Origin of the sequence: Pseudomonas chlororaphis (assembly GCA_001023535.1) — a bacterium.
In the GTDB taxonomy this organism is placed as follows: Bacteria; Pseudomonadota; Gammaproteobacteria; order Pseudomonadales; family Pseudomonadaceae; genus Aquipseudomonas; species Aquipseudomonas chlororaphis_E.
Genome location: CP011020.1, coordinates 2,035,549 through 2,056,373 on the forward strand (window position 1 = coordinate 2,035,549; position 20,825 = coordinate 2,056,373).

At 56.6% G+C, this 20,825-nt stretch carries 31 protein-coding genes and 3 tRNA genes; 1 reads left to right on the top strand and 33 read right to left on the bottom strand.

Translation table 11 applies throughout. The features are described from left to right. The first annotated feature begins 96 nt into the window (after positions 1-96). On the top strand, positions 97-2,931 hold the full coding sequence (locus VM99_08775; GenBank protein AKJ98151.1) for an excinuclease ABC subunit A: 2,835 nt from the start codon (positions 97-99) through the stop codon (positions 2,929-2,931). 108 nt (positions 2,932-3,039) lie between these two features. Here the strand turns inward: VM99_08775 and VM99_08780 are convergent, their stop codons facing one another. The 33 genes from VM99_08780 to VM99_08940 form a co-directional block, all read right to left on the bottom strand. Further along, the gene (locus VM99_08780) at positions 3,040-3,504 is read right to left on the bottom strand and encodes a bacterioferritin (protein ID AKJ98152.1); all 465 of its coding nucleotides are present in this window, start codon (positions 3,502-3,504) and stop codon (positions 3,040-3,042) included. A gap of 152 nt (positions 3,505-3,656) precedes the next feature. Next, the gene (locus VM99_08785) at positions 3,657-5,111 is read right to left on the bottom strand and encodes a catalase (protein AKJ98153.1); all 1,455 of its coding nucleotides are present in this window, start codon (positions 5,109-5,111) and stop codon (positions 3,657-3,659) included. Positions 5,112-5,334: 223 nt separating this feature from the next. Continuing rightward, the gene (gene rplQ, locus VM99_08790; protein AKJ98154.1) at positions 5,335-5,721 is read right to left on the bottom strand and encodes a 50S ribosomal protein L17; all 387 of its coding nucleotides are present in this window, start codon (positions 5,719-5,721) and stop codon (positions 5,335-5,337) included. Between the two features lie 42 nt (positions 5,722-5,763). Then, the gene (locus VM99_08795; GenBank protein ID AKJ98155.1) at positions 5,764-6,765 is read right to left on the bottom strand and encodes a DNA-directed RNA polymerase subunit alpha; all 1,002 of its coding nucleotides are present in this window, start codon (positions 6,763-6,765) and stop codon (positions 5,764-5,766) included. A 22-nt stretch (positions 6,766-6,787) separates the two neighbouring features. After that, positions 6,788-7,408: a 30S ribosomal protein S4 gene (locus VM99_08800; protein ID AKJ98156.1), complete on the bottom strand. Its 621-nt coding sequence runs from the start codon at positions 7,406-7,408 to the stop codon at positions 6,788-6,790. Positions 7,409-7,426: 18 nt separating this feature from the next. Beyond that, complete coding sequence (locus tag VM99_08805) at positions 7,427-7,816, bottom strand: 30S ribosomal protein S11 (GenBank protein AKJ98157.1); 390 nt, start codon at positions 7,814-7,816, stop codon at positions 7,427-7,429. Between the two features lie 30 nt (positions 7,817-7,846). Continuing rightward, on the bottom strand, positions 7,847-8,203 hold the full coding sequence (locus VM99_08810; GenBank protein ID AKJ98158.1) for a 30S ribosomal protein S13: 357 nt from the start codon (positions 8,201-8,203) through the stop codon (positions 7,847-7,849). A 277-nt stretch (positions 8,204-8,480) separates the two neighbouring features. Then, the gene (secY, locus tag VM99_08815) at positions 8,481-9,809 is read right to left on the bottom strand and encodes a preprotein translocase subunit SecY (protein ID AKJ98159.1); all 1,329 of its coding nucleotides are present in this window, start codon (positions 9,807-9,809) and stop codon (positions 8,481-8,483) included. After that, on the bottom strand, positions 9,810-10,247 hold the full coding sequence (locus VM99_08820; protein ID AKJ98160.1) for a 50S ribosomal protein L15: 438 nt from the start codon (positions 10,245-10,247) through the stop codon (positions 9,810-9,812). Positions 10,248-10,250: 3 nt separating this feature from the next. Further along, positions 10,251-10,427 carry a 50S ribosomal protein L30 gene (locus VM99_08825; protein AKJ98161.1) on the bottom strand — a complete coding sequence of 59 codons (177 nt, stop codon included), beginning with the start codon at positions 10,425-10,427 and terminating at the stop codon, positions 10,251-10,253. Between the two features lie 2 nt (positions 10,428-10,429). Then, positions 10,430-10,930 (bottom strand): 30S ribosomal protein S5, encoded by a 501-nt coding sequence (locus VM99_08830; protein ID AKJ98162.1) that lies wholly within the window; start codon positions 10,928-10,930, stop codon positions 10,430-10,432. Positions 10,931-10,933: 3 nt separating this feature from the next. Further along, complete coding sequence (locus tag VM99_08835) at positions 10,934-11,284, bottom strand: 50S ribosomal protein L18 (GenBank protein AKJ98163.1); 351 nt, start codon at positions 11,282-11,284, stop codon at positions 10,934-10,936. A 10-nt stretch (positions 11,285-11,294) separates the two neighbouring features. Continuing rightward, the gene (locus VM99_08840; protein ID AKJ98164.1) at positions 11,295-11,828 is read right to left on the bottom strand and encodes a 50S ribosomal protein L6; all 534 of its coding nucleotides are present in this window, start codon (positions 11,826-11,828) and stop codon (positions 11,295-11,297) included. 12 nt (positions 11,829-11,840) lie between these two features. Continuing rightward, a complete protein-coding gene (locus tag VM99_08845; protein AKJ98165.1) occupies positions 11,841-12,233 on the bottom strand; it encodes a 30S ribosomal protein S8 in 393 nt (130 codons plus the stop codon). A gap of 209 nt (positions 12,234-12,442) precedes the next feature. Further along, positions 12,443-12,748 (bottom strand): 30S ribosomal protein S14, encoded by a 306-nt coding sequence (locus VM99_08850; GenBank protein ID AKJ98166.1) that lies wholly within the window; start codon positions 12,746-12,748, stop codon positions 12,443-12,445. 13 nt (positions 12,749-12,761) lie between these two features. Beyond that, positions 12,762-13,301, bottom strand: coding sequence for a 50S ribosomal protein L5 (locus VM99_08855; GenBank protein AKJ98167.1), 540 nt, complete (start codon positions 13,299-13,301; stop codon positions 12,762-12,764). A gap of 20 nt (positions 13,302-13,321) precedes the next feature. Next, positions 13,322-13,636 (bottom strand): 50S ribosomal protein L24, encoded by a 315-nt coding sequence (rplX, locus tag VM99_08860; GenBank protein AKJ98168.1) that lies wholly within the window; start codon positions 13,634-13,636, stop codon positions 13,322-13,324. A gap of 11 nt (positions 13,637-13,647) precedes the next feature. After that, on the bottom strand, positions 13,648-14,016 hold the full coding sequence (locus VM99_08865) for a 50S ribosomal protein L14 (GenBank protein AKJ98169.1): 369 nt from the start codon (positions 14,014-14,016) through the stop codon (positions 13,648-13,650). A 23-nt stretch (positions 14,017-14,039) separates the two neighbouring features. After that, positions 14,040-14,306 (bottom strand): 30S ribosomal protein S17, encoded by a 267-nt coding sequence (locus VM99_08870; GenBank protein ID AKJ98170.1) that lies wholly within the window; start codon positions 14,304-14,306, stop codon positions 14,040-14,042. Positions 14,307-14,308: 2 nt separating this feature from the next. Next, entirely contained in the window at positions 14,309-14,500 is a 192-nt protein-coding gene (locus VM99_08875) for a 50S ribosomal protein L29 (protein AKJ98171.1), read from the bottom strand. Continuing rightward, positions 14,500-14,913, bottom strand: a complete 414-nt coding sequence (locus VM99_08880; protein ID AKJ98172.1) for a 50S ribosomal protein L16 — start codon at positions 14,911-14,913, stop codon at positions 14,500-14,502. The genes VM99_08875 and VM99_08880 overlap by 1 nt, the downstream gene beginning before the upstream one ends. Positions 14,914-14,925: 12 nt before the next feature. Further along, the gene (locus VM99_08885) at positions 14,926-15,612 is read right to left on the bottom strand and encodes a 30S ribosomal protein S3 (protein ID AKJ98173.1); all 687 of its coding nucleotides are present in this window, start codon (positions 15,610-15,612) and stop codon (positions 14,926-14,928) included. Positions 15,613-15,625: 13 nt separating this feature from the next. Then, entirely contained in the window at positions 15,626-15,958 is a 333-nt protein-coding gene (locus VM99_08890) for a 50S ribosomal protein L22 (protein ID AKJ98174.1), read from the bottom strand. A gap of 11 nt (positions 15,959-15,969) precedes the next feature. After that, positions 15,970-16,245: a 30S ribosomal protein S19 gene (locus VM99_08895; protein AKJ98175.1), complete on the bottom strand. Its 276-nt coding sequence runs from the start codon at positions 16,243-16,245 to the stop codon at positions 15,970-15,972. Between the two features lie 16 nt (positions 16,246-16,261). Beyond that, on the bottom strand, positions 16,262-17,086 hold the full coding sequence (locus tag VM99_08900; GenBank protein ID AKJ98176.1) for a 50S ribosomal protein L2: 825 nt from the start codon (positions 17,084-17,086) through the stop codon (positions 16,262-16,264). 14 nt (positions 17,087-17,100) lie between these two features. Further along, positions 17,101-17,400 (bottom strand): 50S ribosomal protein L23, encoded by a 300-nt coding sequence (gene rplW / locus VM99_08905; protein AKJ98177.1) that lies wholly within the window; start codon positions 17,398-17,400, stop codon positions 17,101-17,103. After that, positions 17,397-17,999, bottom strand: coding sequence for a 50S ribosomal protein L4 (gene rplD / locus VM99_08910; protein AKJ98178.1), 603 nt, complete (start codon positions 17,997-17,999; stop codon positions 17,397-17,399). The genes rplW and rplD overlap by 4 nt, the downstream gene beginning before the upstream one ends. A 12-nt stretch (positions 18,000-18,011) precedes the next feature. Next, a complete protein-coding gene (locus VM99_08915) occupies positions 18,012-18,647 on the bottom strand; it encodes a 50S ribosomal protein L3 (GenBank protein AKJ98179.1) in 636 nt (211 codons plus the stop codon). An 80-nt stretch (positions 18,648-18,727) separates the two neighbouring features. Next, complete coding sequence (rpsJ, locus tag VM99_08920; protein AKJ98180.1) at positions 18,728-19,039, bottom strand: 30S ribosomal protein S10; 312 nt, start codon at positions 19,037-19,039, stop codon at positions 18,728-18,730. Between the two features lie 157 nt (positions 19,040-19,196). Beyond that, complete coding sequence (gene tuf / locus VM99_08925) at positions 19,197-20,390, bottom strand: elongation factor Tu (GenBank protein ID AKJ98181.1); 1,194 nt, start codon at positions 20,388-20,390, stop codon at positions 19,197-19,199. Positions 20,391-20,475: 85 nt separating this feature from the next. After that, a tRNA-Thr gene (locus tag VM99_08930) sits at positions 20,476-20,551 on the bottom strand. Positions 20,552-20,577: 26 nt separating this feature from the next. Next, positions 20,578-20,651 (bottom strand) — tRNA-Gly (locus VM99_08935). Between the two features lie 25 nt (positions 20,652-20,676). Then, positions 20,677-20,761 (bottom strand) — tRNA-Tyr (locus VM99_08940). Between the last annotated feature and the right edge of the window lie 64 nt (positions 20,762-20,825).

Consider the following 20,825-nt stretch of genomic DNA (forward strand, 5'->3'; position numbering starts at 1 on the left):
TCATGTATGGCGTAAAACTCACTTCCGATAGTGTGCATCCATCCAGTATTTGCCCGTATACTCCTACGTTTTCGACGCCCGCCGAGCGAGGCCACTTTGGACAAGATCCTGATTCGTGGGGCCCGTACCCACAACCTGAAGAACATCGACCTGACCCTGCCACGGGACAAGCTGATCGTCATCACCGGCCTGTCCGGATCCGGCAAATCATCCCTAGCCTTCGACACCCTGTACGCCGAAGGCCAGCGACGCTATGTCGAATCCCTGTCGGCCTACGCCCGGCAGTTCCTGTCGATGATGGAAAAACCCGACGTCGACACCATCGAAGGGCTGTCGCCGGCGATTTCCATCGAGCAGAAATCCACCTCCCATAACCCGCGGTCCACGGTCGGTACCATCACCGAGATCTACGACTACCTGCGCCTGCTGTATGCGCGGGTCGGTATCCCCCGGTGCCCGGACCACGACATTCCCCTGGAGGCCCAGACCGTCAGCCAGATGGTCGACCTGGTGCTGGCCCAGCCCGAAGGCAGCAAGCTGATGCTGCTGGCCCCGGTGGTGCGCGAGCGCAAGGGCGAACACCTGCTGGTGTTCGAAGAACTGCGCGCCCAGGGTTTCGTGCGGGCCCGGGTCAACGGCAAGCTGTGCGAACTGGACGAGTTGCCCAAGCTGGACAAACAGAAGAAGCATTCGATCGACGTGGTGGTCGACCGCTTCAAGGTCCGAGCCGACCTGCAACAGCGCCTGGCCGAGTCCTTCGAAACCGCGTTGAAGCTGGCCGACGGGATCGCCCTGGTGGCGCCGATGGACGACGAGCCCGGTGAAGAAATCATCTTCTCCGCGCGCTTCGCCTGCCCGATCTGCGGCCACGCCATCAGCGAGCTGGAACCCAAGCTGTTCTCCTTCAACAACCCGGCCGGCGCTTGCCCGACCTGCGATGGCCTGGGGGTCAAGCAGTTCTTCGACACCAAGCGGCTGGTCAATGGCGAGCTGACCCTGGCCGAAGGGGCGATTCGCGGCTGGGACAGGCGCAACGTCTATTACTTCCAGATGCTCGGCTCGCTGGCGGCCCACTACAAGTTCAGTCTGGACAAGCCGTTCAACGAACTGCCCGCCGACCAGCAGAAGTACATCCTGCACGGCAGCGGCTCGCAAAGCGTGGACTTCAAGTACCTCAACGACCGTGGCGATATCGTCAAGCGCTCCCACCCGTTCGAAGGCATCGTACCTAACCTGGAGCGGCGCTACCGCGAAACCGAGTCGGCCAGCGTGCGCGAGGAACTGGCCAAGTTCCTCAGCACCCAGCCTTGCCCCGACTGCCGTGGTACCCGCTTGCGGCGCGAGGCGCGGCACGTGTGGGTCGGTGAGAAAACCTTGCCGGCGGTCACCAACCTGCCGATCGGCGATGCCACCGATTACTTCGCAGGCTTGAAGCTCACCGGCCGCCGTGGCGAAATCGCCGACAAGATCCTCAAGGAAATCAGTGAACGCCTGCAGTTCCTGGTGAACGTGGGGCTGGACTACCTGACCCTCGATCGCAGCGCGGACACCCTGTCCGGCGGTGAAGCCCAGCGTATCCGCCTGGCGAGCCAGATCGGCGCCGGTCTGGTGGGGGTCATGTACATTCTCGACGAGCCGTCCATCGGCCTGCACCAGCGGGACAACGACCGACTGCTCGGCACCCTCAAACACCTGCGGGACATCGGTAACACGGTGATCGTGGTCGAACACGACGAAGATGCCATTCGCCTGGCCGACTACGTCGTGGACATTGGCCCCGGCGCGGGCGTGCACGGCGGGCATATCGTTGCCCAGGGCACGGCTGCCGAAGTCATGGCGCATCCCGACTCCCTGACCGGCAAGTACCTTTCCGGCCGGGTGAAGATCAAGGTCCCGGCCAAGCGCACGCCACGTAACAAGAAGCTGTCGCTGACCCTCAAGGGCGCGCGCGGCAACAACTTGCGCAACGTCGACCTGGAAATCCCGATTGGCCTGCTGACCTGCGTCACTGGGGTGTCTGGCTCCGGCAAATCGACGTTGATCAACAACACCCTGTTCCCCCTCAGTGCCACGGCGCTGAACGGGGCCACCACCCTCGAAGCCGCGGCCCACGACAGCATCAAGGGGCTGGAGCACCTGGACAAGGTCGTCGACATCGACCAGAGCCCCATCGGTCGTACGCCACGTTCCAACCCGGCGACCTACACCGGCTTGTTCACACCCATTCGCGAACTGTTCGCCGGCGTGCCGGAATCCCGTTCGCGGGGTTATGGCCCGGGGCGGTTCTCGTTCAACGTCAAGGGTGGGCGCTGCGAAGCCTGCCAGGGCGATGGCCTGATCAAGGTGGAGATGCACTTCCTGCCGGACATCTACGTGCCTTGCGACGTGTGCAAGAGCAAGCGCTACAACCGCGAAACCCTGGAGATCAAGTACAAGGGCAAGAACATCCACGAAACCCTCGAAATGACCATCGAGGAAGCCCGGGCGTTCTTCGACGCGGTGCCGGCACTGGCGCGCAAGCTCCAGACGCTGATGGACGTCGGTCTGTCATACATCAAGCTCGGGCAGTCGGCGACGACCTTGTCCGGCGGTGAAGCCCAACGGGTCAAGCTGTCTCGCGAGCTGTCCAAGCGCGACACCGGCAAGACCCTGTACATCCTTGACGAGCCGACCACGGGGCTGCACTTCGCCGATATCCAGCAACTGCTCGACGTGCTGCATCGACTCCGCGACCACGGCAACACCGTGGTGGTGATCGAGCACAACCTGGACGTGATCAAGACGGCGGACTGGCTGGTGGACCTCGGGCCGGAGGGCGGCTCCAAGGGCGGCCAGATCATCGCGGTGGGTACGCCTGAGCAAGTGGCCGAGATGAAGCAGTCCCACACCGGCTACTACCTCAAGCCTCTGCTGGAACGTGATCGGGAGTGATCAAGGCCCGGGCATGAAAAAGCCCCTGTCATCTCACCGATGACAGGGGCTTTTTCATGCTCCGCATGGGAATGTATCCAGTGACGCTCTGCCTCCGGTACCCGGCAATCAGAACTGCGACTGCAGGTAATTCTCCAAACCGATCAACTTGATCAAACCCAACTGCTTCTCAAGCCAGTAGGTATGGTCTTCCTCGGTGTCGTTGAGCTGGACACGCAGGATCTCGCGGGTCACGTAGTCGTTGTGCTGCTCGCACAGCTCAATGCCCTTGCACAGCGCCGCACGAACCTTGTATTCGAGCCGCAGGTCGGCTGCGAGCATGTCGGGCACCGTGGTGCCGACGTCCAGATCGTCCGGACGCATGCGCGGCGTGCCTTCGAGCATCAGGATCCGACGCATCAACGCATCGGCGTGCTGGGCTTCTTCTTCCATTTCATGGTTGATACGTTCGTAGAGCTCGGTAAAACCCCAATCCTCGTACATCCGCGAATGGATGAAATATTGATCACGGGCTGCCAGTTCACCTGTCAGCAGCGTGTTGAGGTAATCGATTACGTCCGGGTGACCTTGCATCGCCCTACATCTCCACAAGCTTTTAAAGGCTGTAGTTTGAACCAAGCTGACTCCAAGGTCACGGTTCTATCGCAATAAAAGTGAAGAAAATCCGAGAAAACCGGGCTAAATAACGCAAAAACCGCCCTAATGCGGGCGGTTCTGCTTCTCGTTTAGACTTCGTTAAGCTGTACACCCAACGCTTTTGCGATACCTTCTCCATAAGCGGCATCCGCCTTGAAGAAATGCTGCAGCTGGCGATCGACCACATCTGCCGACACACCCGCCATGGCACCGGCGATATTGCTGATCAGCAGGGCTTTCTGCTCATCGTTCATCAGGCGGAACAACGCCCCGGCGTGGCTGTAGTAATCGGTATCTTCGCGATGATCGTAACGATCGGCCGCGCCACTGAGGGCCAGCGCCGGTTCCGCATAACGCGGAGCCTGCTTCGGCGCTTCCACGTAGCTGTTGGGCTCGTAGTTCGGTGCCGCGCCACCATTGCTGCCAAACGCCATGGCGCCATCGCGCTGGTAAGTATTGACCGGGCTGCGCGGCGCATTCACCGGCAGTTGCTGGTGATTGGTCCCTACGCGGTAGCGGTGCGCATCAGCATAGGCAAACACACGCCCTTGCAGCATGCGATCCGGCGAAAGGCCTACGCCTGGGACCATATTGCTTGGCCCGAACGCCGCTTGCTCGACTTCAGCAAAGTAGTTCAGCGGGTTGCGATTGAGCTCAAGCTCCCCCACTTCGAGCAATGGGAACTCTTTTTGCGACCAGGTCTTGGTCACGTCGAACGGATTCTCGTAATGGGCCGCAGCCTGGGCCTCGGTCATGATCTGGATGCAGACACTCCATTTCGGGAAGTCGCCGCGCTCAATAGCCTCGAACAGGTCACGCTGAGCGTAATCCGGGTCGGTGCCCGCCAGGCGTGCCGCTTCGGCCGGCGCGAGGTTCTTGATCCCCTGTTTAGTCTTGTAGTGCCACTTGACCCAGTGGCGCTCGCCTTGGGCATTGATCAGGCTGTAGGTATGACTACCGAAGCCGTGCATGTGCCGATAGCCATCCGGAATGCCACGGTCCGAAAACAGAATGGTGACCTGGTGCAGCGCCTCAGGCGAGTGCGACCAGAAATCCCACATCGCCTGCGCGCTTTTCAGGTTGCTTTGCGGCAGACGTTTCTGGGTGTGGATGAAATCCGGAAATTTCAGCGGATCACGAATGAAGAACACCGGCGTATTGTTACCCACGATGTCCCAGTTACCTTCTTCGGTATAGAACTTCAGGGCGAAGCCGCGTGGGTCGCGCTCGGTGTCAGCCGAACCCCGCTCACCGCCTACGGTAGAAAAGCGCAGGAAGGTGGGGGTTTGCTTGCCTACCGACTCAAACAGCTTGGCGCTGGTGTACTGAGTAATGTCGCGGGTCACGGTGAAGGTGCCGTAGGCGCCCGACCCTTTGGCATGCACGCGGCGCTCAGGAATGTTTTCGCGGTTGAAGTGAGCGAGCTTCTCGATCAGGTGAAAGTCGTCGAGCAGCAGCGGGCCCCGGGGGCCGGCGGAACGGGAGTTCTGGTTATCGGCGACAGGAGCGCCGCTGGCGGTCGTAAGCGTTTTGATCTGGCTCATGCTCAATCTTCCTAGGTCGGTCTTCGAACTGCCGGCTAATCGGCTGGAGAGGAGTATTGATCATGTTAGTGACAGTATCCAAATTCATTAAATCATGGGCATCGATAGTTATTATCTAACGCCACCACGTTGCCCATAGCGAAGCCAGTCGAAGCGGTGCTTCACCTTTTCATCAGGCAACAAAAAACCGGGCACAAGGCCCGGTTTTTTGTATGTTGCCGTCTTACTCAGCGGATACAGCTTCACCGCTGGTAGCACGATCAACCAACTCGACGTACGCCATAGGCGCGTTGTCGCCAGCGCGGAAACCGCACTTGAGGATGCGCAGGTAGCCACCCTCACGGGTAGCGTAACGCTTGCCCAGGTCGTTGAAGAGCTTACCAACGATGGCTTTCGAACGAGTACGGTCGAAAGCCAGGCGGCGGTTAGCCAGGCTATCTGTCTTGGCCAGAGTGATCAGCGGCTCAGCAACGCGGCGCAGTTCTTTGGCTTTCGGCAGTGTAGTTTTGATCAGCTCGTGCTCGAACAGCGACACCGCCATGTTTTGGAACATGGCCTTGCGGTGCGAGCTGGTGCGGCTCAGGTGACGACCACTTTTACGATGACGCATGGTTCATTCCTTACCAAACACAACGTTCGGTGATTACGACGATCAGGCAGTCGCCTTGTCGTCCTTCTTAAGACTTGCAGGCGGCCAGTTGTCGAGGCGCATGCCGAGGGACAGACCGCGGGAGGCCAGAACGTCCTTGATTTCAGTCAAGGATTTCTTGCCCAGGTTCGGAGTCTTCAACAGCTCTACTTCGGTACGCTGAATCAGGTCGCCGATGTAGTAGATGTTTTCCGCCTTAAGGCAGTTAGCCGAACGTACAGTCAGTTCCAGATCGTCAACCGGGCGAAGCAGGATCGGATCGATCTCGTCTTCCTGCTCGACAACCACTGGCTCACTGTCACCTTTGAGGTCGACGAACGCAGCCAACTGCTGTTGCAGGATGGTTGCAGCGCGGCGAATGGCCTCTTCAGGATCCAGGGTACCGTTGGTTTCCAGATCAATAACCAGCTTGTCCAGGTTGGTACGCTGCTCGACACGGGCGTTTTCCACCACGTAGGCGATACGGCGAACCGGGCTGAACGAAGAGTCAAGCTGCAAGCGACCAATGCTGCGGCTTTCGTCTTCATCGCTCTGACGCGAGTCGGCCGGTTCATAACCACGACCACGAGCTACAGTGAGCTTCATGTTCAGGGCGCCGTTAGACGCCAGGTTAGCGATTACGTGATCGGGGTTAACGATCTCGACATCATGATCCAGCTGAATATCGGCAGCGGTAACCACCCCCGAACCCTTCTTCGACAAGGTCAGCGTAACTTCGTCACGACCGTGCAGCTTGATAGCCAGACCTTTAAGGTTCAACAGGATTTCAATTACGTCTTCCTGTACACCTTCGATGGCGCTGTACTCGTGGAGCACACCGTCAATCTCGGCCTCGACTACTGCACAGCCGGGCATTGAGGACAACAGGATGCGGCGCAGCGCGTTGCCCAGGGTGTGGCCGAAACCACGCTCGAGAGGCTCGAGCGTGATCTTGGCGCGGGTTGGACTGACAACCTGCACATCAATATGGCGGGGTGTCAGGAACTCATTTACCGAAATCTGCATGGATGCACCTATTTTCTAGCCCTTACTTGGAGTAGAGCTCGACAATCAGGCTTTCGTTGATGTCGGCGGACAGATCACTGCGAGCAGGAACGTTCTTGAAAACGCCCGACTTCTTCTCAGTGTCTACTTCTACCCATTCTACGCGGCCACGTTGGGCACACAGATCGAGAGCTTGGACAATGCGAAGTTGGTTCTTTGCTTTCTCGCGAACAGCAACCACGTCACCAGCACGAACCTGGTAGGACGGAACGTTTACGGTGTTGCCGTTAACGCTGATCGACTTGTGCGATACCAGCTGACGGGATTCGGCACGAGTAGAACCGAAGCCCATACGGTATACGACGTTGTCCAGACGGCATTCGAGCAGTTGCAACAGGTTTTCGCCGGTTGCGCCTTTCTTGCCAGCAGCTTCTTTGTAGTAGCCGCTGAATTGACGCTCGAGAACGCCGTAGATACGACGGACCTTCTGCTTTTCACGCAGTTGGGTGCCGTAGTCGGACTGGCGACCGCGGCGTTGGCCGTGGATACCAGGTGCTGCTTCAATGTTGCACTTCGATTCGATCGCGCGCACGCCGCTCTTCAGAAAAAGATCGGTGCCTTCGCGACGAGCGAGTTTGCATTTTGGACCAATGTAACGAGCCATTCTTTACAATCTCCTGGATTACACGCGGCGCTTCTTCGGCGGACGGCACCCGTTGTGCGGGATTGGCGTCACGTCGGTGATGCTGGCGATCTTGTAGCCACAGCCGTTCAAAGCGCGGACTGCGGATTCACGACCTGGACCTGGACCCTTGACGTTGACGTCGAGGTTTTTCAGGCCGTATTCCAGCGCAGCTTGACCAGCACGCTCAGCAGCTACTTGAGCAGCGAACGGGGTGGACTTGCGGGAACCGCGGAAACCCGAACCACCGGAGGTAGCCCAGGAAAGAGCGTTACCTTGACGGTCGGTAATGGTCACGATGGTGTTGTTAAAAGAAGCATGGATGTGGGCGATGCCATCAACCACTGTCTTTTTAACTTTTTTACGAGGACGAGCAGCAGGTTTTGCCATGATTAAATTCCTGTCGATTCGCTGGGGCGATTACTTGCGGATCGGCTTACGCGGACCTTTACGGGTACGCGCGTTGGTCTTGGTACGCTGACCGCGTACTGGCAGACCACGACGATGACGCAGACCGCGATAGCAACCGAGGTCCATCAAGCGCTTGATTTTCATGTTGATTTCGCGACGCAGGTCACCTTCAGTGGTGAACTTCGCCACTTCGCCACGCAGCTGTTCAATTTGCTCGTCGCTCAGATCCTTGATCTTTGCAGCTGGGTTGACCCCAGCGTCTGCACAAATTTTCTGTGCAGTAGTGCGACCAACACCATAGATGTAGGTCAGCGAGATAACAGTATGCTTGTTATCTGGAATGTTGACGCCTGCAATACGGGCCATTCAGTGGGACTCCAATTGACAGCTACCTACGCCCCGGAAGCCAAGAAATAGGGCGCGAGATAATATCGCTGTAATAACAAATAATCAACCCGGCAGCGCACTAGCTGCCGGGCTTAAAGCACAATCACACTCAGCCTTGGCGCTGTTTGTGACGCGGTTCCGCGCTGCAAATTACCCGAACAACACCTTCGCGGCGAATAATCTTGCAGTTACGGCACAGCTTTTTCACCGATGCACGAACTTTCATCACCAACTCCTCGAACCTTATGGACGCTACTCAGCGCAACATGCCGCTGCCGTAGCCCTTCAGGTTGGCTTTCTTCATCAGGGATTCGTACTGGTGCGAAACGAGGTGCGATTGTACTTGGGACATGAAGTCCATCACAACCACGACCACGATCAGCAACGAGGTCCCGCCAAGGTAGAACGGTACGTTTGCCGCCACCACCAGGAACTGGGGCAGGAGGCAGACGGCCGTCATGTAAAGAGCACCGAACATGGTCAAGCGAGTCAGAACGCCATCAATGTAGCGCGCAGACTGCTCACCTGGACGGATGCCCGGAATAAAGGCACCGGACTTCTTCAGGTTTTCCGCTACGTCTTTCGGATTGAACATCAACGCCGTATAGAAGAAGCAGAAGAAAATAATCCCTGCACTAAACAGCAGAATATTCAACGGCTGACCAGGAGCGATCGACTGCGAGATGTCCTGCAACCAGCCCATACCTTCAGACTGACCGAACCAGGCACCCAACGAAGCAGGGAACAGCAGGATGCTGCTCGCGAAAATAGCCGGAATTACGCCGGCCATGTTCACCTTCAACGGCAAGTGGCTGGTCTGCGCAGCAAACACCTTGCGGCCTTGCTGACGCTTGGCGTAGTGAACAGCAATGCGACGCTGACCACGCTCAATGAACACCACGAAACCGATAATCGCTACTGCCAGCAGACCGATGGCAACCAGGGCAAAAATGTTGATATCACCCTGACGCGCAGACTCGAAAGACTGCCCGATCGCTCTCGGAAGACCGGCGACGATACCTGCGAAGATCAACATCGAGATACCGTTGCCAACACCACGCTCAGTAATCTGCTCACCCAGCCACATCATGAACATCGCGCCAGCCACGAAAGTGGTTACCGCAACGAAATGAAAGCTGAAGTCAGCAGTGAACGAAACGCCCTGCCCCGCCAGGCCGATGGACATGCCAATGGCTTGAACGAGAGCGAGGACGACAGTGCCGTAGCGGGTGTACTGGCTGATCTTGCGACGGCCAGCTTCACCTTCCTTCTTCAACTGCTCCAACTGCGGGCTGACGGCGCTCATCAACTGCATGATGATCGATGCCGAAATGTACGGCATGATCCCCAGTGCAAAGATGCTCATCCGCTCCAGCGCGCCGCCGGAAAACATGTTGAACAAGCTAAGAATGGTCCCCTCATTCTGTCGAAACAGGTCCGCGAGTCGGTCCGGGTTGATACCTGGAACCGGGATGTGTGCGCCTATTCGGTAGACGATAATCGCCAGGAACAGAAAACGCAGACGAGCCCAGAGTTCAGACATACCGCCTTTGCCGAGCGCAGAGAGAGCACCTTGCTTAGCCATTTATTCCTCGAACTTGCCGCCAGCTGCTTCGATAGCCGCACGCGCACCTTTGGTGGCGCCGATTCCCTTTCCGATGGTGACAGCACGAGCAACTTCGCCCGACAGCATGATTTTCACACGCTGAACGTTCTGGTTGATCACGTTGGCATCCTTCAGGGACTGCACGGTGACGACGTCGCCGTCCACTTTGGCCAGCTCGGACAGACGCACTTCAGCGCGGTCCATGGCTTTCAGGGAAACGAAACCGAACTTCGGCAGGCGACGATGCAGCGGCTGTTGACCGCCTTCAAAGCCTGGAGCAATGGTGCCACCGGAGCGGGAGGTCTGACCTTTGTGGCCACGGCCACCGGTCTTGCCCAAACCACTACCGATACCACGGCCCGGACGATGCTTTTCGCGACGGGAACCCGGCGCTGGACTCAGATCATTGAGTTTCATCGATTAACCCTCGACACGCAGCATGTAGTAGGCCTTGTTGATCATCCCGCGATTCTCGGGAGTATCCAGGACTTCTACAGTGTGACCGATGCGACGCAGACCCAGACCCTTAACGCACAGTTTGTGGTTAGGGATGCGGCCGGTCATGCTTTTGATCAGCGTAACTTTTACGGTAGCCATGATCAGAAGATCTCCTTGACGCTTTTGCCACGCTTGGCGGCAATGGATTCAGGAGACTGCATAGCCTTCAGACCCTTGAAAGTGGCGTGAACCACGTTTACTGGGTTTGTCGAGCCGTAGCACTTGGCCAGAACGTTCTGAACGCCAGCAACTTCGAGGACAGCACGCATAGCGCCGCCAGCGATGATACCGGTACCTTCAGAAGCAGGCTGCATGTACACCTTCGAAGCGCCATGGGCAGACTTCATTGCGTACTGCAGGGTGGTGCCGTTCAGATCAACCTGGATCATGTTGCGGCGAGCAGCTTCCATTGCCTTCTGGATCGCAGCAGGCACTTCACGCGACTTGCCACGGCCGAAGCCAACACGGCCCTTACCATCACCTACCACGGTCAACGCGGTGAAGGTGAAGATACGGCCGCCTTTAACGGTTTTGGCTACGCGGTTAACTTGAACCAGCTTCTCGATGTAGCCTTCGTCGCGCTTTTGGTCGTTATTTGACATAACTTAGAACTCCAGCCCAGCTTCACGAGCAGCATCAGCCAGCGCCTTGACGCGGCCGTGGTACTTGAAGCCAGAGCGGTCGAAAGCCACCTGCGAGACGCCAGCGGCTTTAGCACGCGTAGCGACCAGCTGGCCAACCTTAGTGGCCGCGTCGATGTTGCCAGTGGCGCCATCACGCAGTTCTTTATCCAAAGTCGAGGCACTTGCCAGGACCTTGTTGCCGTCGGCCGAAATGACCTGGGCGTAGATGTGCTGCGAAGAGCGGAACACGCAGAGACGCACGACTTCGAGTTCGTGCATTTTCAGGCGTGCTTTGCGAGCGCGACGCAGTCGAGTAACTTTTTTGTCGGTCATTTGCTATGCCCTACTTCTTCTTGGCTTCTTTACGACGGACGACTTCGTCCGCGTAGCGCACACCTTTGCCTTTGTACGGCTCTGGTGGACGGAAGTCGCGGATCTCGGCGGCCACTTGACCTACCAGCTGCTTGTCGATGCCCTTGATCAGGATATCGGTCTGGCTAGGAGTCTCAGCGGTGATGCCTTCCGGCAGTTCGTAATCCACTGGGTGCGAGAAGCCAAGAGCCAGGTTCAGAACCGAGCCTTTTGCTTGCGCTTTGTAACCAACACCGACCAGCTGGAGCTTGCGCTCGAAGCCTTGGCTTACGCCTTGGACCATGTTGTTTACCAACGCACGAGTGGTACCAGCCATTGCGCGAGTCTGTTGATCGCCATTGCGAGCAGCGAAACGCAGCTCACCGGCTTCTTCAACGATCTCAACGGACGAATGGATGTTCAGTTCAAGAGTGCCCTTGGCACCCTTCACCGAAAGCTGTTGGCCTGCGAATTTGACTTCGACACCGGCTGGCAGCTTAACGGGGTTCTTAGCGACGCGAGACATGCTTATCCCCCCTTAGAACACAGTGCAAAGAACTTCGCCGCCGACACCGGCAGCGCGCGCAGCACGATCAGTCATCACACCCTTGTTGGTGGAGACGATAGACACGCCCAGGCCGCCGCGAACTTTCGGCAGATCCTCAACGGACTTGTACTGACGCAGGCCTGGACGGCTAACGCGCTTCACTTCCTCGATGACCGGACGGCCTTCGAAGTATTTCAGCTCGATGGACAGCAGAGGCTTGATTTCGCTGCTGATCTGATAACCCGCGATGTAACCTTCGTCCTTCAGGACTTTTGCTACAGCCACCTTCAACGTGGAAGACGGCATGCTGACGACGGACTTTTCAGCCATCTGGGCATTACGGATTCGAGTTAGCATGTCCGCTAACGGGTCCTGCATACTCATGGGCTAGACGCTCCTAATGCAAAAAAATTAGCCTTGCGGCTACTACTTGTCGCCGAGAAACTCCGGGCATGAAAAACACGGGCTCAGGCGAGCCGGGTATTCTAGACACACCCCAGAAATGAATCAAGCCCCAAAAGGGGCTTGATTCAGATTCAAGGCCACCGGTGGTCAGGATCCTGAGACCCCGAACACCGAGACTTTGACAGTGCTTACCAGCTGGCTTTAACCAGACCTGGAACGTCACCACGCATTGCAGCTTGACGCAGCATGTTACGGCCAAGGCCGAACTTGCGGTACACGCCGTGCGGACGACCAGTCAGGCGGCAGCGGTTACGCATGCGCGAGGCGCTGGCGTCACGTGGCTGCTTCTGCAGGGCTACGGTAGCTTCCCAACGTGCTTCTGGACTTGCGTTCAGATCAACGATGATCGCTTTCAGCGCTGCACGCTTGGTGGCGTACTTGGCAACGGTGAGCTGACGCTTCAGCTCACGGTTCTTCATGCTCTTCTTGGCCATTTTCCTACTCCAATCAGTTGCGGAACGGGAATTTGAAAGCGCGCAGCAGTGCGCGACCTTCGTCATCCGTCCGAGCAGTGGTGGTCAGGGTAATGTCCAGACCGCGGAGAGCGTCGATCTTGTCGTAATCGATTTCCGGAAAAATGATCTGCTCTTTTACGCCCATGCTGTAATTGCCACGACCATCGAAGGACTTGGCATTCAGGCCGCGGAAGTCGCGAACCCGAGGCAGGGAGATCGACAGCAGGCGATCCAGGAACTCGTACATACGCTCACGGCGCAGGGTCACTTTGACGCCGATCGGCCAACCTTCACGGACTTTGAAGCCAGCGATGGATTTCCGAGCGTAAGTCACAACGACTTTCTGACCGGTGATCTTTTCCAGGTCGGCAACAGCGTGCTCGATGACTTTTTTGTCGCCGATCGCTTCGCCCAGACCCATGTTCAGGGTGATTTTGGTAACGCGCGGAACTTCCATCACGTTCGAAAGCTTAAGTTCTTCCTTAAGTTTCGGTGCGATTTCCTTCCGGTAAATCTCTTTTAGTCGTGCCATGGTCTTCTACCTAGCAGTGTTCAAGCATCAACCGCTTTTTGGGTCGACTTGAAGACACGAATTTTCTTACCGTCTTCTACTTTGAAACCAACGCGGTCAGCCTTGTTGGTTTCGCCGTTGAAGATGGCGACGTTGGAAGCGTGCAGTGGCGCTTCTTTCTCGACGATACCGCCCTGTACGCCCGACATCGGGTTAGGCTTGGTATGACGCTTGACCAGGTTCAGACCACCTACAACCAGACGGTTGTCAGCAAGAACCTTCAGCACCTTACCGCGCTTACCTTTGTCTTTGCCGGCGATCACGATGATCTCGTCGTCACGACGAATCTTTTGCATGTCGGATCTCCTTACAGCACTTCTGGGGCGAGCGAGACGATCTTCATGAACTTCTCGGTACGAAGTTCACGGGTCACTGGCCCAAAGATACGGGTGCCGATCGGCTCTTGCTTGGTGTTCAACAGAACAGCAGCGTTGCCATCAAAGCGGATGATGGAGCCGTCAGCACGACGAACGCCATGGCGAGTGCGGACTACGACAGCAGTCATCACTTGGCCTTTCTTCACCTTACCGCGAGGAATTGCTTCCTTGACGGTAACTTTGATGATGTCACCGATACCAGCGTAACGACGATGGGAGCCACCCAGCACCTTGATGCACATAACACGGCGAGCGCCGCTGTTATCGGCCACATCGAGCATGGATTGAGTCTGAATCATATAATTTCTCCGACCCCTAGCCCTTAGACTTCCACAGCGCGTTCGAGAACATCAACCAGCGCCCAAGACTTGGTCTTGGCCATCGGACGAGTTTCACGAATAGTGACCTTGTCGCCGATGTGGCACTGATTGGTTTCGTCGTGCGCGTGCAGCTTAGTCGAACGCTTAACGTATTTACCGTAGATCGGGTGCTTCACGCGACGCTCGATCAGAACGGTGATGGTTTTGTCCATCTTGTCGCTGACAACACGGCCAGTCAGCGTACGGACAGTTTTTTCGGCTTCAGCCATGATCACTTACCTGCCTGCTGGTTGAGCACAGTTTTCACGCGAGCGATGTCACGCTTAACTTGCGAGAGCAGATGAGACTGCCCCAACTGGCCAGTTGCCTTCTGCATGCGCAGATTGAACTGGTCGCGCAGCAGGCCGAGCAGTTGCTCGTTCAGCTGCTGTGCGGATTTTTCACGAAGTTCATTCGCTTTCATCACATCACCGTCCGTTTAACAAAGGAGGTGGCGAGCGGCAGCTTTGCAGCAGCCAGGGCGAAAGCCTCACGCGCCAGCTCTTCAGAAACACCCTCGATTTCATACAGGACTTTGCCTGGCTGAATCTGGGCAACCCAGTATTCCACGTTACCCTTACCTTTACCCATCCGAACTTCGAGTGGCTTCTTGGTGACAGGCTTGTCCGGGAACACACGGATCCAGATCTTGCCGCCACGTTTTACGTGACGGGTCAGAGCACGACGCGCTGACTCGATCTGACGAGCGGTGAGACGACCACGAGCAACAGACTTCAGCGCGAACTCGCCGAAGCTGACTTTGCTACCGCGCAATGCCAGGCCACGGTTGTGACCGGTCATTTGCTTGCGGAACTTCGTACGCTTTGGTTGCAACATTTGGCGTACCCCTTACTTAGCAGCTTTTTTACGAGGCGCTGGTGCTTGTGGCTTCAGTTCTTCTTGGCGACCACCGATTACTTCGCCTTTGAAGATCCAAACCTTTACACCGATCACACCGTAGGTGGTGTGAGCTTCGTAGTTGGCATAGTCGATGTCGGCACGCAGGGTGTGCAGTGGCACACGACCTTCGCGATACCATTCAGTACGTGCGATTTCAGCACCGCCGAGACGACCGCTCACTTGGATTTTGATGCCTTTGGCACCAATGCGCATGGCGTTCTGTACAGCGCGCTTCATAGCGCGACGGAACATGACGCGACGCTCCAGCTGCTGAGCTACGCTCTGCGCAACCAGCATACCGTCGAGCTCCGGCTTGCGGATCTCTTCGATATTGATGTGCACAGGCACACCCATTTGCTTGGTCAGGTCCTGACGCAGTTTCTCAACATCTTCACCTTTCTTCCCGATAACGATACCTGGGCGAGCGGTGTGGATGGTGATACGTGCAGTCTGAGCCGGACGATGGATATCGATACGGCTTACGGACGCGCTTTTTAGTTTGTCTTGGAGATACTCACGCACCTTCAGATCAGCGAACAAGTAGTCCGCATAAGTCCGACCGTCTGCGTACCAGACGGAGGTGTGCTCCTTGACGATTCCCAGGCGAATGCCAATGGGATGTACTTTCTGACCCATCTCTTCGACTCCGTTACTTGTCAGCAACCTTGACAGTGATATGGCAAGACCGCTTGACGATGCGATCAGCACGGCCTTTGGCACGTGGCATGATGCGCTTCAGCGAACGCCCTTCGTTGACGAAAACGGTGCTGACCTTCAGGTCATCAACGTCTGCGCCTTCGTTATGCTCGGCGTTGGCTACGGCCGACTCCAGCACTTTTTTCATGATCTCGGCGGCTTTCTTACTGCTGAAAGCCAACAGGTTGAGCGCTTCGCCCACCTTCTTCCCGCGGATCTGGTCGGCGACCAAGCGGGCTTTCTGGGCGGAGATTCGAGCGCCCGACAACTTAGCGGCTACTTCCATTTCCTTACCCCTTAACGCTTGGCTTTCTTGTCAGCCACGTGCCCACGGTATGTGCGGGTACCGGCAAACTCGCCCAGTTTGTGGCCGACCATGTCTTCGTTCACGAGAACTGGGACGTGCTGGCGACCGTTGTGTACAGCGATGGTCAGACCGACCATTTGTGGCAGGATCATCGAGCGACGCGACCAGGTCTTAACTGGTTTGCGATCGTTCTTTTCCGCCGCCACTTCGATCTTCTTCAGTAGGTGAAGATCAATAAAAGGACCTTTTTTCAGAGAACGTGGCACTGTCGTATCCCTCTATTTACTTGCGACGACGGACGATCATTTTGTCGGTACGCTTATTACCACGAGTCTTCGCGCCCTTAGTCGGGAAGCCCCATGGCGATACCGGATGACGACCACCAGAGGTACGACCTTCACCACCACCATGTGGGTGGTCAACCGGGTTCATGGCAACACCACGAACGGTTGGGCGAACGCCACGCCAGCGCTTGGCACCAGCTTTACCCAGCGAACGCAGGCTGTGCTCGGAGTTCGAGACTTCGCCCAGGGTCGCACGGCATTCAGCCAGGACTTTACGCATCTCACCAGAACGCAGACGCAGGGTCACGTAGACACCTTCACGAGCGATCAGCTGAGCCGAAGCACCAGCGGAACGAGCGATTTGCGCGCCTTTACCTGGCTTCAATTCGATGCCGTGTACGGTGCTACCAACTGGAATGTTGCGCAGTTGCAGAGCGTTGCCCGGCTTGATCGGCGCCAGGGCACCTGCGATCAGCTGGTCGCCAGCGCTCACGCCTTTAGGGGCGATGATGTAGCGACGCTCGCCATCTGCGTACAGCAGCAGAGCGATGTGAGCAGTACGGTTTGGATCGTATTCGATGCGCTCGACGGTGGCAGCGATGCCATCCTTGTCGTTGCGACGGAAGTCGACCAGACGATAATGCTGCTTATGACCACCACCCACGTGACGTGTAGTGATGCGGCCATTGTTGTTACGACCACCAGACTTCGATTTTTTCTCGAGCAGCGGTGCGTGAGGAGCGCCTTTATGCAGCTCCTGGTTGACCACCTTGACCACAAAACGGCGGCCAGGGGAAGTCGGTTTGCATTTAACGATTGCCATGATGCACCCCTTCCTTACTCAGCACTGCTGCTGAAATCGAGATCTTGGCCTGGCTGAAGGGAGATAACTGCCTTCTTCCAGTCATTACGCTTGCCCAGACCGCGAGCAGTGCGCTTGCTCTTACCCAGAACATTCAGGGTAGTCACGCGCTCTACTTTCACGCTGAACAGGCTTTCGACGGCCTTCTTGATTTCCAGCTTGGTTGCGTCGGTAGCAACCTTGAAAACGAACTGGCCTTTCTTGTCTGCCAGAACCGTAGCCTTCTCGGAAACGTGCGGGCCAAGCAGAACTTTAAATACGCGTTCCTGGTTCATCCCAGCAGCTCCTCGAATTTCTTCACGGCCGACACGGTGATCAACACCTTGTCGTATGCGATCAGACTGACCGGATCGGAACCTTGGACGTCACGAACATCGACGTGCGGCAGGTTGCGAGCAGCCAGGTACAGGTTCTGATCAACAGCGTCAGACACGATCAGGACGTCAGTCAGGCCCATGCCGTTCAGCTTGTTCAGCAGATCTTTGGTTTTCGGTGCTTCAACAGCGAAGTCCTGAACCACGACCAGACGATCAGTACGCACCAGCTCAGCAAGGATGGAACGCATTGCTGCGCGATACATCTTCTTGTTCAGCTTCTGGGAGTGATCCTGAGGACGAGCTGCGAAAGTGGTACCGCCGCCACGCCAGATTGGGCTACGGATAGTACCGGCACGAGCACGGCCAGTGCCTTTCTGACGCCATGGGCGCTTGCCGCCACCGGAAACGTCGGAACGGGTCTTTTGCTGCTTGCTACCTTGACGGCCGCCAGCCATGTAGGCCACGACTGCTTGGTGAACCAGCGTCTCGTTGAATTCGCCGCCAAATGTCAGTTCGGAAACTTCGATCGCTTGAGCGTCATTTACATTTAATTGCATGTCAGCTTCCCCTTAACCGCGAGCCTTGGCTGCTGGACGTACAACCAAGTTGCCGCCAGTAGCGCCAGGAACAGCGCCCTTGACCAACAACAGATTGCGTTCAGCGTCCACGCGCACTACTTCGAGGGACTGCACGGTCACGCGCTCGGCGCCCATATGACCGGACATTTTCTTGCCCTTGAATACACGACCAGGAGTCTGGCACTGGCCGATAGAGCCTGGAACGCGGTGGGATACGGAGTTACCGTGGGTGTTATCTTGCCCGCGGAAGTTCCAACGCTTGATCGTACCCTGGAAGCCTTTACCTTTGGACTGACCGGTTACATCAACCAGTTGACCAGCAGCGAAGATTTCAGCGTTGATCAGATCGCCGGCCTGGTACTCGCCTTCTTCAAGGCGGAATTCCATTACGGTACGACCAGCGGCAACGTTCGCCTTGGCGAAGTGGCCAGCTTGAGCAGCTGTTACACGCGAAGCACGACGCTCGCCGACAGTGACTTGCACTGCACGATAGCCATCGGTCTCTTCAGTTTTGAACTGGGTGACGCGATTCGGCTCGATCTCAATGACCGTGACCGGAATGGAGACACCTTCTTCGGTGAAAATACGGGTCATACCGCATTTACGACCGACTACACCAATAGTCATGTTGTAAACCTCATGAGTGTACGGGGCTTTCACCCGCTATGGCCGCCCATTTCAGAGCGTTACACGACCAAGACCGAGTCTTAGCCGAGGCTGATCTGCACTTCCACACCGGCCGCAAGATCAAGCTTCATAAGTGCATCAACGGTTTTATCCGTTGGCTGGACGATGTCCAGTACGCGCTTATGAGTACGGATCTCGTACTGGTCACGCGCGTCTTTGTTGACGTGCGGGGAGACCAGAACGGTGAACCGCTCTTTACGGGTAGGCAGTGGAATTGGACCACGCACTTGAGCACCAGTACGTTTCGCGGTTTCCACGATTTCCTGGGTGGATTGGTCGATCAGGCGATGGTCAAAAGCCTTCAACCTGATACGGATTTGCTGATTTTGCATTGGATTTCAGACTCCGGCTGCTATTCCCACCGGGCGCAATACGCCCGTTAAAAGGAGGCGCAATTCTATAGACGCCCCTGATAGGTGTCAACCCAATAAAAAAGCCCCCGCTAAGCGGGGGCTTTTTCACTCATCGAGTCGACTCTATAAAAGAGACTTATTCGATGACTTTGGCTACGACGCCAGCGCCGACGGTACGACCGCCTTCACGGATAGCGAAACGCAGACCGTCTTCCATCGCGATGGTCTTGATCAGAGTGACAGTCATCTGGATGTTGTCACCTGGCATTACCATTTCAACGCCTTCTGGCAGCTCGCAGTTACCAGTCACGTCAGTGGTACGGAAGTAGAACTGTGGACGGTAGCCTTTGAAGAACGGAGTATGACGACCGCCTTCTTCCTTGCTCAGAACGTAAACTTCTGCGGTGAACTTGGTGTGCGGCTTGACGGTGCCTGGCTTGACCAGAACCTGGCCACGCTCAACGTCGTCACGCTTGGTGCCGCGCAGCAGCACGCCGCAGTTCTCGCCAGCACGACCTTCGTCGAGCAGCTTGCGGAACATTTCAACGCCGGTGCAGGTAGTTTTCTGAGTGTCGCGCAGACCGACGATCTCAACCTCTTCCTGGATGCGGACGATGCCACGCTCAACACGACCAGTCACAACAGTACCGCGACCGGAGATCGAGAAGACGTCTTCGATTGGCATCAGGAACGGCTTGTCGATAGCACGCTCTGGCTCTGGGATGTAGCTGTCCAGAGTTTCAACCAGCTTCTTCACAGCGCTGGTGCCCATTTCGTTGTCGTCTTGACCGTTCAGGGCCATCAGAGCCGAACCGATGATGATTGGAGTGTCATCACCTGGGAAGTCGTAAGTGCTCAGCAGGTCGCGCACTTCCATCTCAACCAGTTCCAGCAGCTCAGCGTCGTCAACCATGTCAGCCTTGTTCAGGAAGACAACGATGTACGGAACGCCTACCTGACGGGACAGCAGGATGTGCTCACGGGTTTGTGGCATCGGACCATCGGCGGCCGAGCAAACCAGGATCGCGCCGTCCATCTGGGCAGCACCGGTGATCATGTTTTTTACGTAGTCGGCGTGACCTGGGCAGTCAACGTGTGCGTAGTGACGCACGGACGAATCGTATTCAACGTGAGCGGTGTTGATGGTGATACCGCGAGCTTTCTCTTCCGGGGCGCTGTCGATCTTGTCGAAGTCAACCTTGGCCGAACCGAAAACTTCGGAGCAGACACGGGTCAGAGCAGCGGTCAGAGTGGTTTTACCGTGGTCGACGTGACCAATGGTACCCACGTTGACGTGCGGCTTATTACGTTCGAACTTTTCCTTAGCCATCGAAATCACCCTTAGGAGAAGAAATTTAGCGAGTCACACAAGCCATTAAAACAAAGGCAGATATTTTCATATCTGCCTTGTTATATGGAGCTCTTGAGCGGATTTGAACCGCTGACCTCACCCTTACCAAGGGTGTGCTCTACCAACTGAGCTACAAGAGCGAAACACTTTGCACGACCTGCAAGTTTGGAGCGGGTAGCGGGAATCGAACCCGCATCATCAGCTTGGAAGGCTGAGGTTCTACCACTAAACTATACCCGCGGAGCCTGCAGCTCACGCTAGAAACTGGTGGAGGGGGAAGGATTCGAACCTTCGAAGTCGTAGACGTCAGATTTACAGTCTGATCCCTTTGGCCGCTCGGGAACCCCTCCTAAGCGAGCCGGCATTCTATATCATGCCAGCCTTCTGTCAAGCATTTTCTCATTAAAAACCTGA

Bases quoted from the DNA above. Each gene is read 5' to 3' on its own strand.
- VM99_08780 (AKJ98152.1), bottom strand. From the start codon at position 3,504: ATGCAAGGTCACCCGGACGTAATCGATTACCTCAACACGCTGCTGACA.
- VM99_08785 (AKJ98153.1), bottom strand. From the start codon at position 5,111: ATGAGCCAGATCAAAACGCTTACGACCGCCAGCGGCGCTCCTGTCGCC.
- rplQ (AKJ98154.1), bottom strand. From the start codon at position 5,721: ATGCGTCATCGTAAAAGTGGTCGTCACCTGAGCCGCACCAGCTCGCAC.
- VM99_08795 (AKJ98155.1), bottom strand. From the start codon at position 6,765: ATGCAGATTTCGGTAAATGAGTTCCTGACACCCCGCCATATTGATGTG.
- VM99_08800 (AKJ98156.1), bottom strand. From the start codon at position 7,408: ATGGCTCGTTACATTGGTCCAAAATGCAAACTCGCTCGTCGCGAAGGC.
- VM99_08805 (AKJ98157.1), bottom strand. From the start codon at position 7,816: ATGGCAAAACCTGCTGCTCGTCCTCGTAAAAAAGTTAAAAAGACAGTG.
- VM99_08810 (AKJ98158.1), bottom strand. From the start codon at position 8,203: ATGGCCCGTATTGCAGGCGTCAACATTCCAGATAACAAGCATACTGTT.
- secY (AKJ98159.1), bottom strand. From the start codon at position 9,809: ATGGCTAAGCAAGGTGCTCTCTCTGCGCTCGGCAAAGGCGGTATGTCT.
- VM99_08820 (AKJ98160.1), bottom strand. From the start codon at position 10,247: ATGAAACTCAATGATCTGAGTCCAGCGCCGGGTTCCCGTCGCGAAAAG.
- VM99_08825 (AKJ98161.1), bottom strand. From the start codon at position 10,427: ATGGCTACCGTAAAAGTTACGCTGATCAAAAGCATGACCGGCCGCATC.
- VM99_08830 (AKJ98162.1), bottom strand. From the start codon at position 10,930: ATGTCAAATAACGACCAAAAGCGCGACGAAGGCTACATCGAGAAGCTG.
- VM99_08835 (AKJ98163.1), bottom strand. From the start codon at position 11,284: ATGACCGACAAAAAAGTTACTCGACTGCGTCGCGCTCGCAAAGCACGC.
- VM99_08840 (AKJ98164.1), bottom strand. From the start codon at position 11,828: ATGTCTCGCGTCGCTAAGAACCCCGTTAAGCTGCCAGCCGGTGTCGAA.
- VM99_08845 (AKJ98165.1), bottom strand. From the start codon at position 12,233: ATGAGTATGCAGGACCCGTTAGCGGACATGCTAACTCGAATCCGTAAT.
- VM99_08850 (AKJ98166.1), bottom strand. From the start codon at position 12,748: ATGGCCAAGAAGAGCATGAAGAACCGTGAGCTGAAGCGTCAGCTCACC.
- VM99_08855 (AKJ98167.1), bottom strand. From the start codon at position 13,301: ATGGCACGACTAAAAGAGATTTACCGGAAGGAAATCGCACCGAAACTT.
- rplX (AKJ98168.1), bottom strand. From the start codon at position 13,636: ATGCAAAAGATTCGTCGTGACGACGAGATCATCGTGATCGCCGGCAAA.
- VM99_08865 (AKJ98169.1), bottom strand. From the start codon at position 14,016: ATGATTCAGACTCAATCCATGCTCGATGTGGCCGATAACAGCGGCGCT.
- VM99_08870 (AKJ98170.1), bottom strand. From the start codon at position 14,306: ATGGCTGAAGCCGAAAAAACTGTCCGTACGCTGACTGGCCGTGTTGTC.
- VM99_08875 (AKJ98171.1), bottom strand. From the start codon at position 14,500: ATGAAAGCGAATGAACTTCGTGAAAAATCCGCACAGCAGCTGAACGAG.
- VM99_08880 (AKJ98172.1), bottom strand. From the start codon at position 14,913: ATGTTGCAACCAAAGCGTACGAAGTTCCGCAAGCAAATGACCGGTCAC.
- VM99_08885 (AKJ98173.1), bottom strand. From the start codon at position 15,612: ATGGGTCAGAAAGTACATCCCATTGGCATTCGCCTGGGAATCGTCAAG.
- VM99_08890 (AKJ98174.1), bottom strand. From the start codon at position 15,958: ATGGAAGTAGCCGCTAAGTTGTCGGGCGCTCGAATCTCCGCCCAGAAA.
- VM99_08900 (AKJ98176.1), bottom strand. From the start codon at position 17,086: ATGGCAATCGTTAAATGCAAACCGACTTCCCCTGGCCGCCGTTTTGTG.
- rplW (AKJ98177.1), bottom strand. From the start codon at position 17,400: ATGAACCAGGAACGCGTATTTAAAGTTCTGCTTGGCCCGCACGTTTCC.
- rplD (AKJ98178.1), bottom strand. From the start codon at position 17,999: ATGCAATTAAATGTAAATGACGCTCAAGCGATCGAAGTTTCCGAACTG.
- VM99_08915 (AKJ98179.1), bottom strand. From the start codon at position 18,647: ATGACTATTGGTGTAGTCGGTCGTAAATGCGGTATGACCCGTATTTTC.
- rpsJ (AKJ98180.1), bottom strand. From the start codon at position 19,039: ATGCAAAATCAGCAAATCCGTATCAGGTTGAAGGCTTTTGACCATCGC.
- tuf (AKJ98181.1), bottom strand. From the start codon at position 20,390: ATGGCTAAGGAAAAGTTCGAACGTAATAAGCCGCACGTCAACGTGGGT.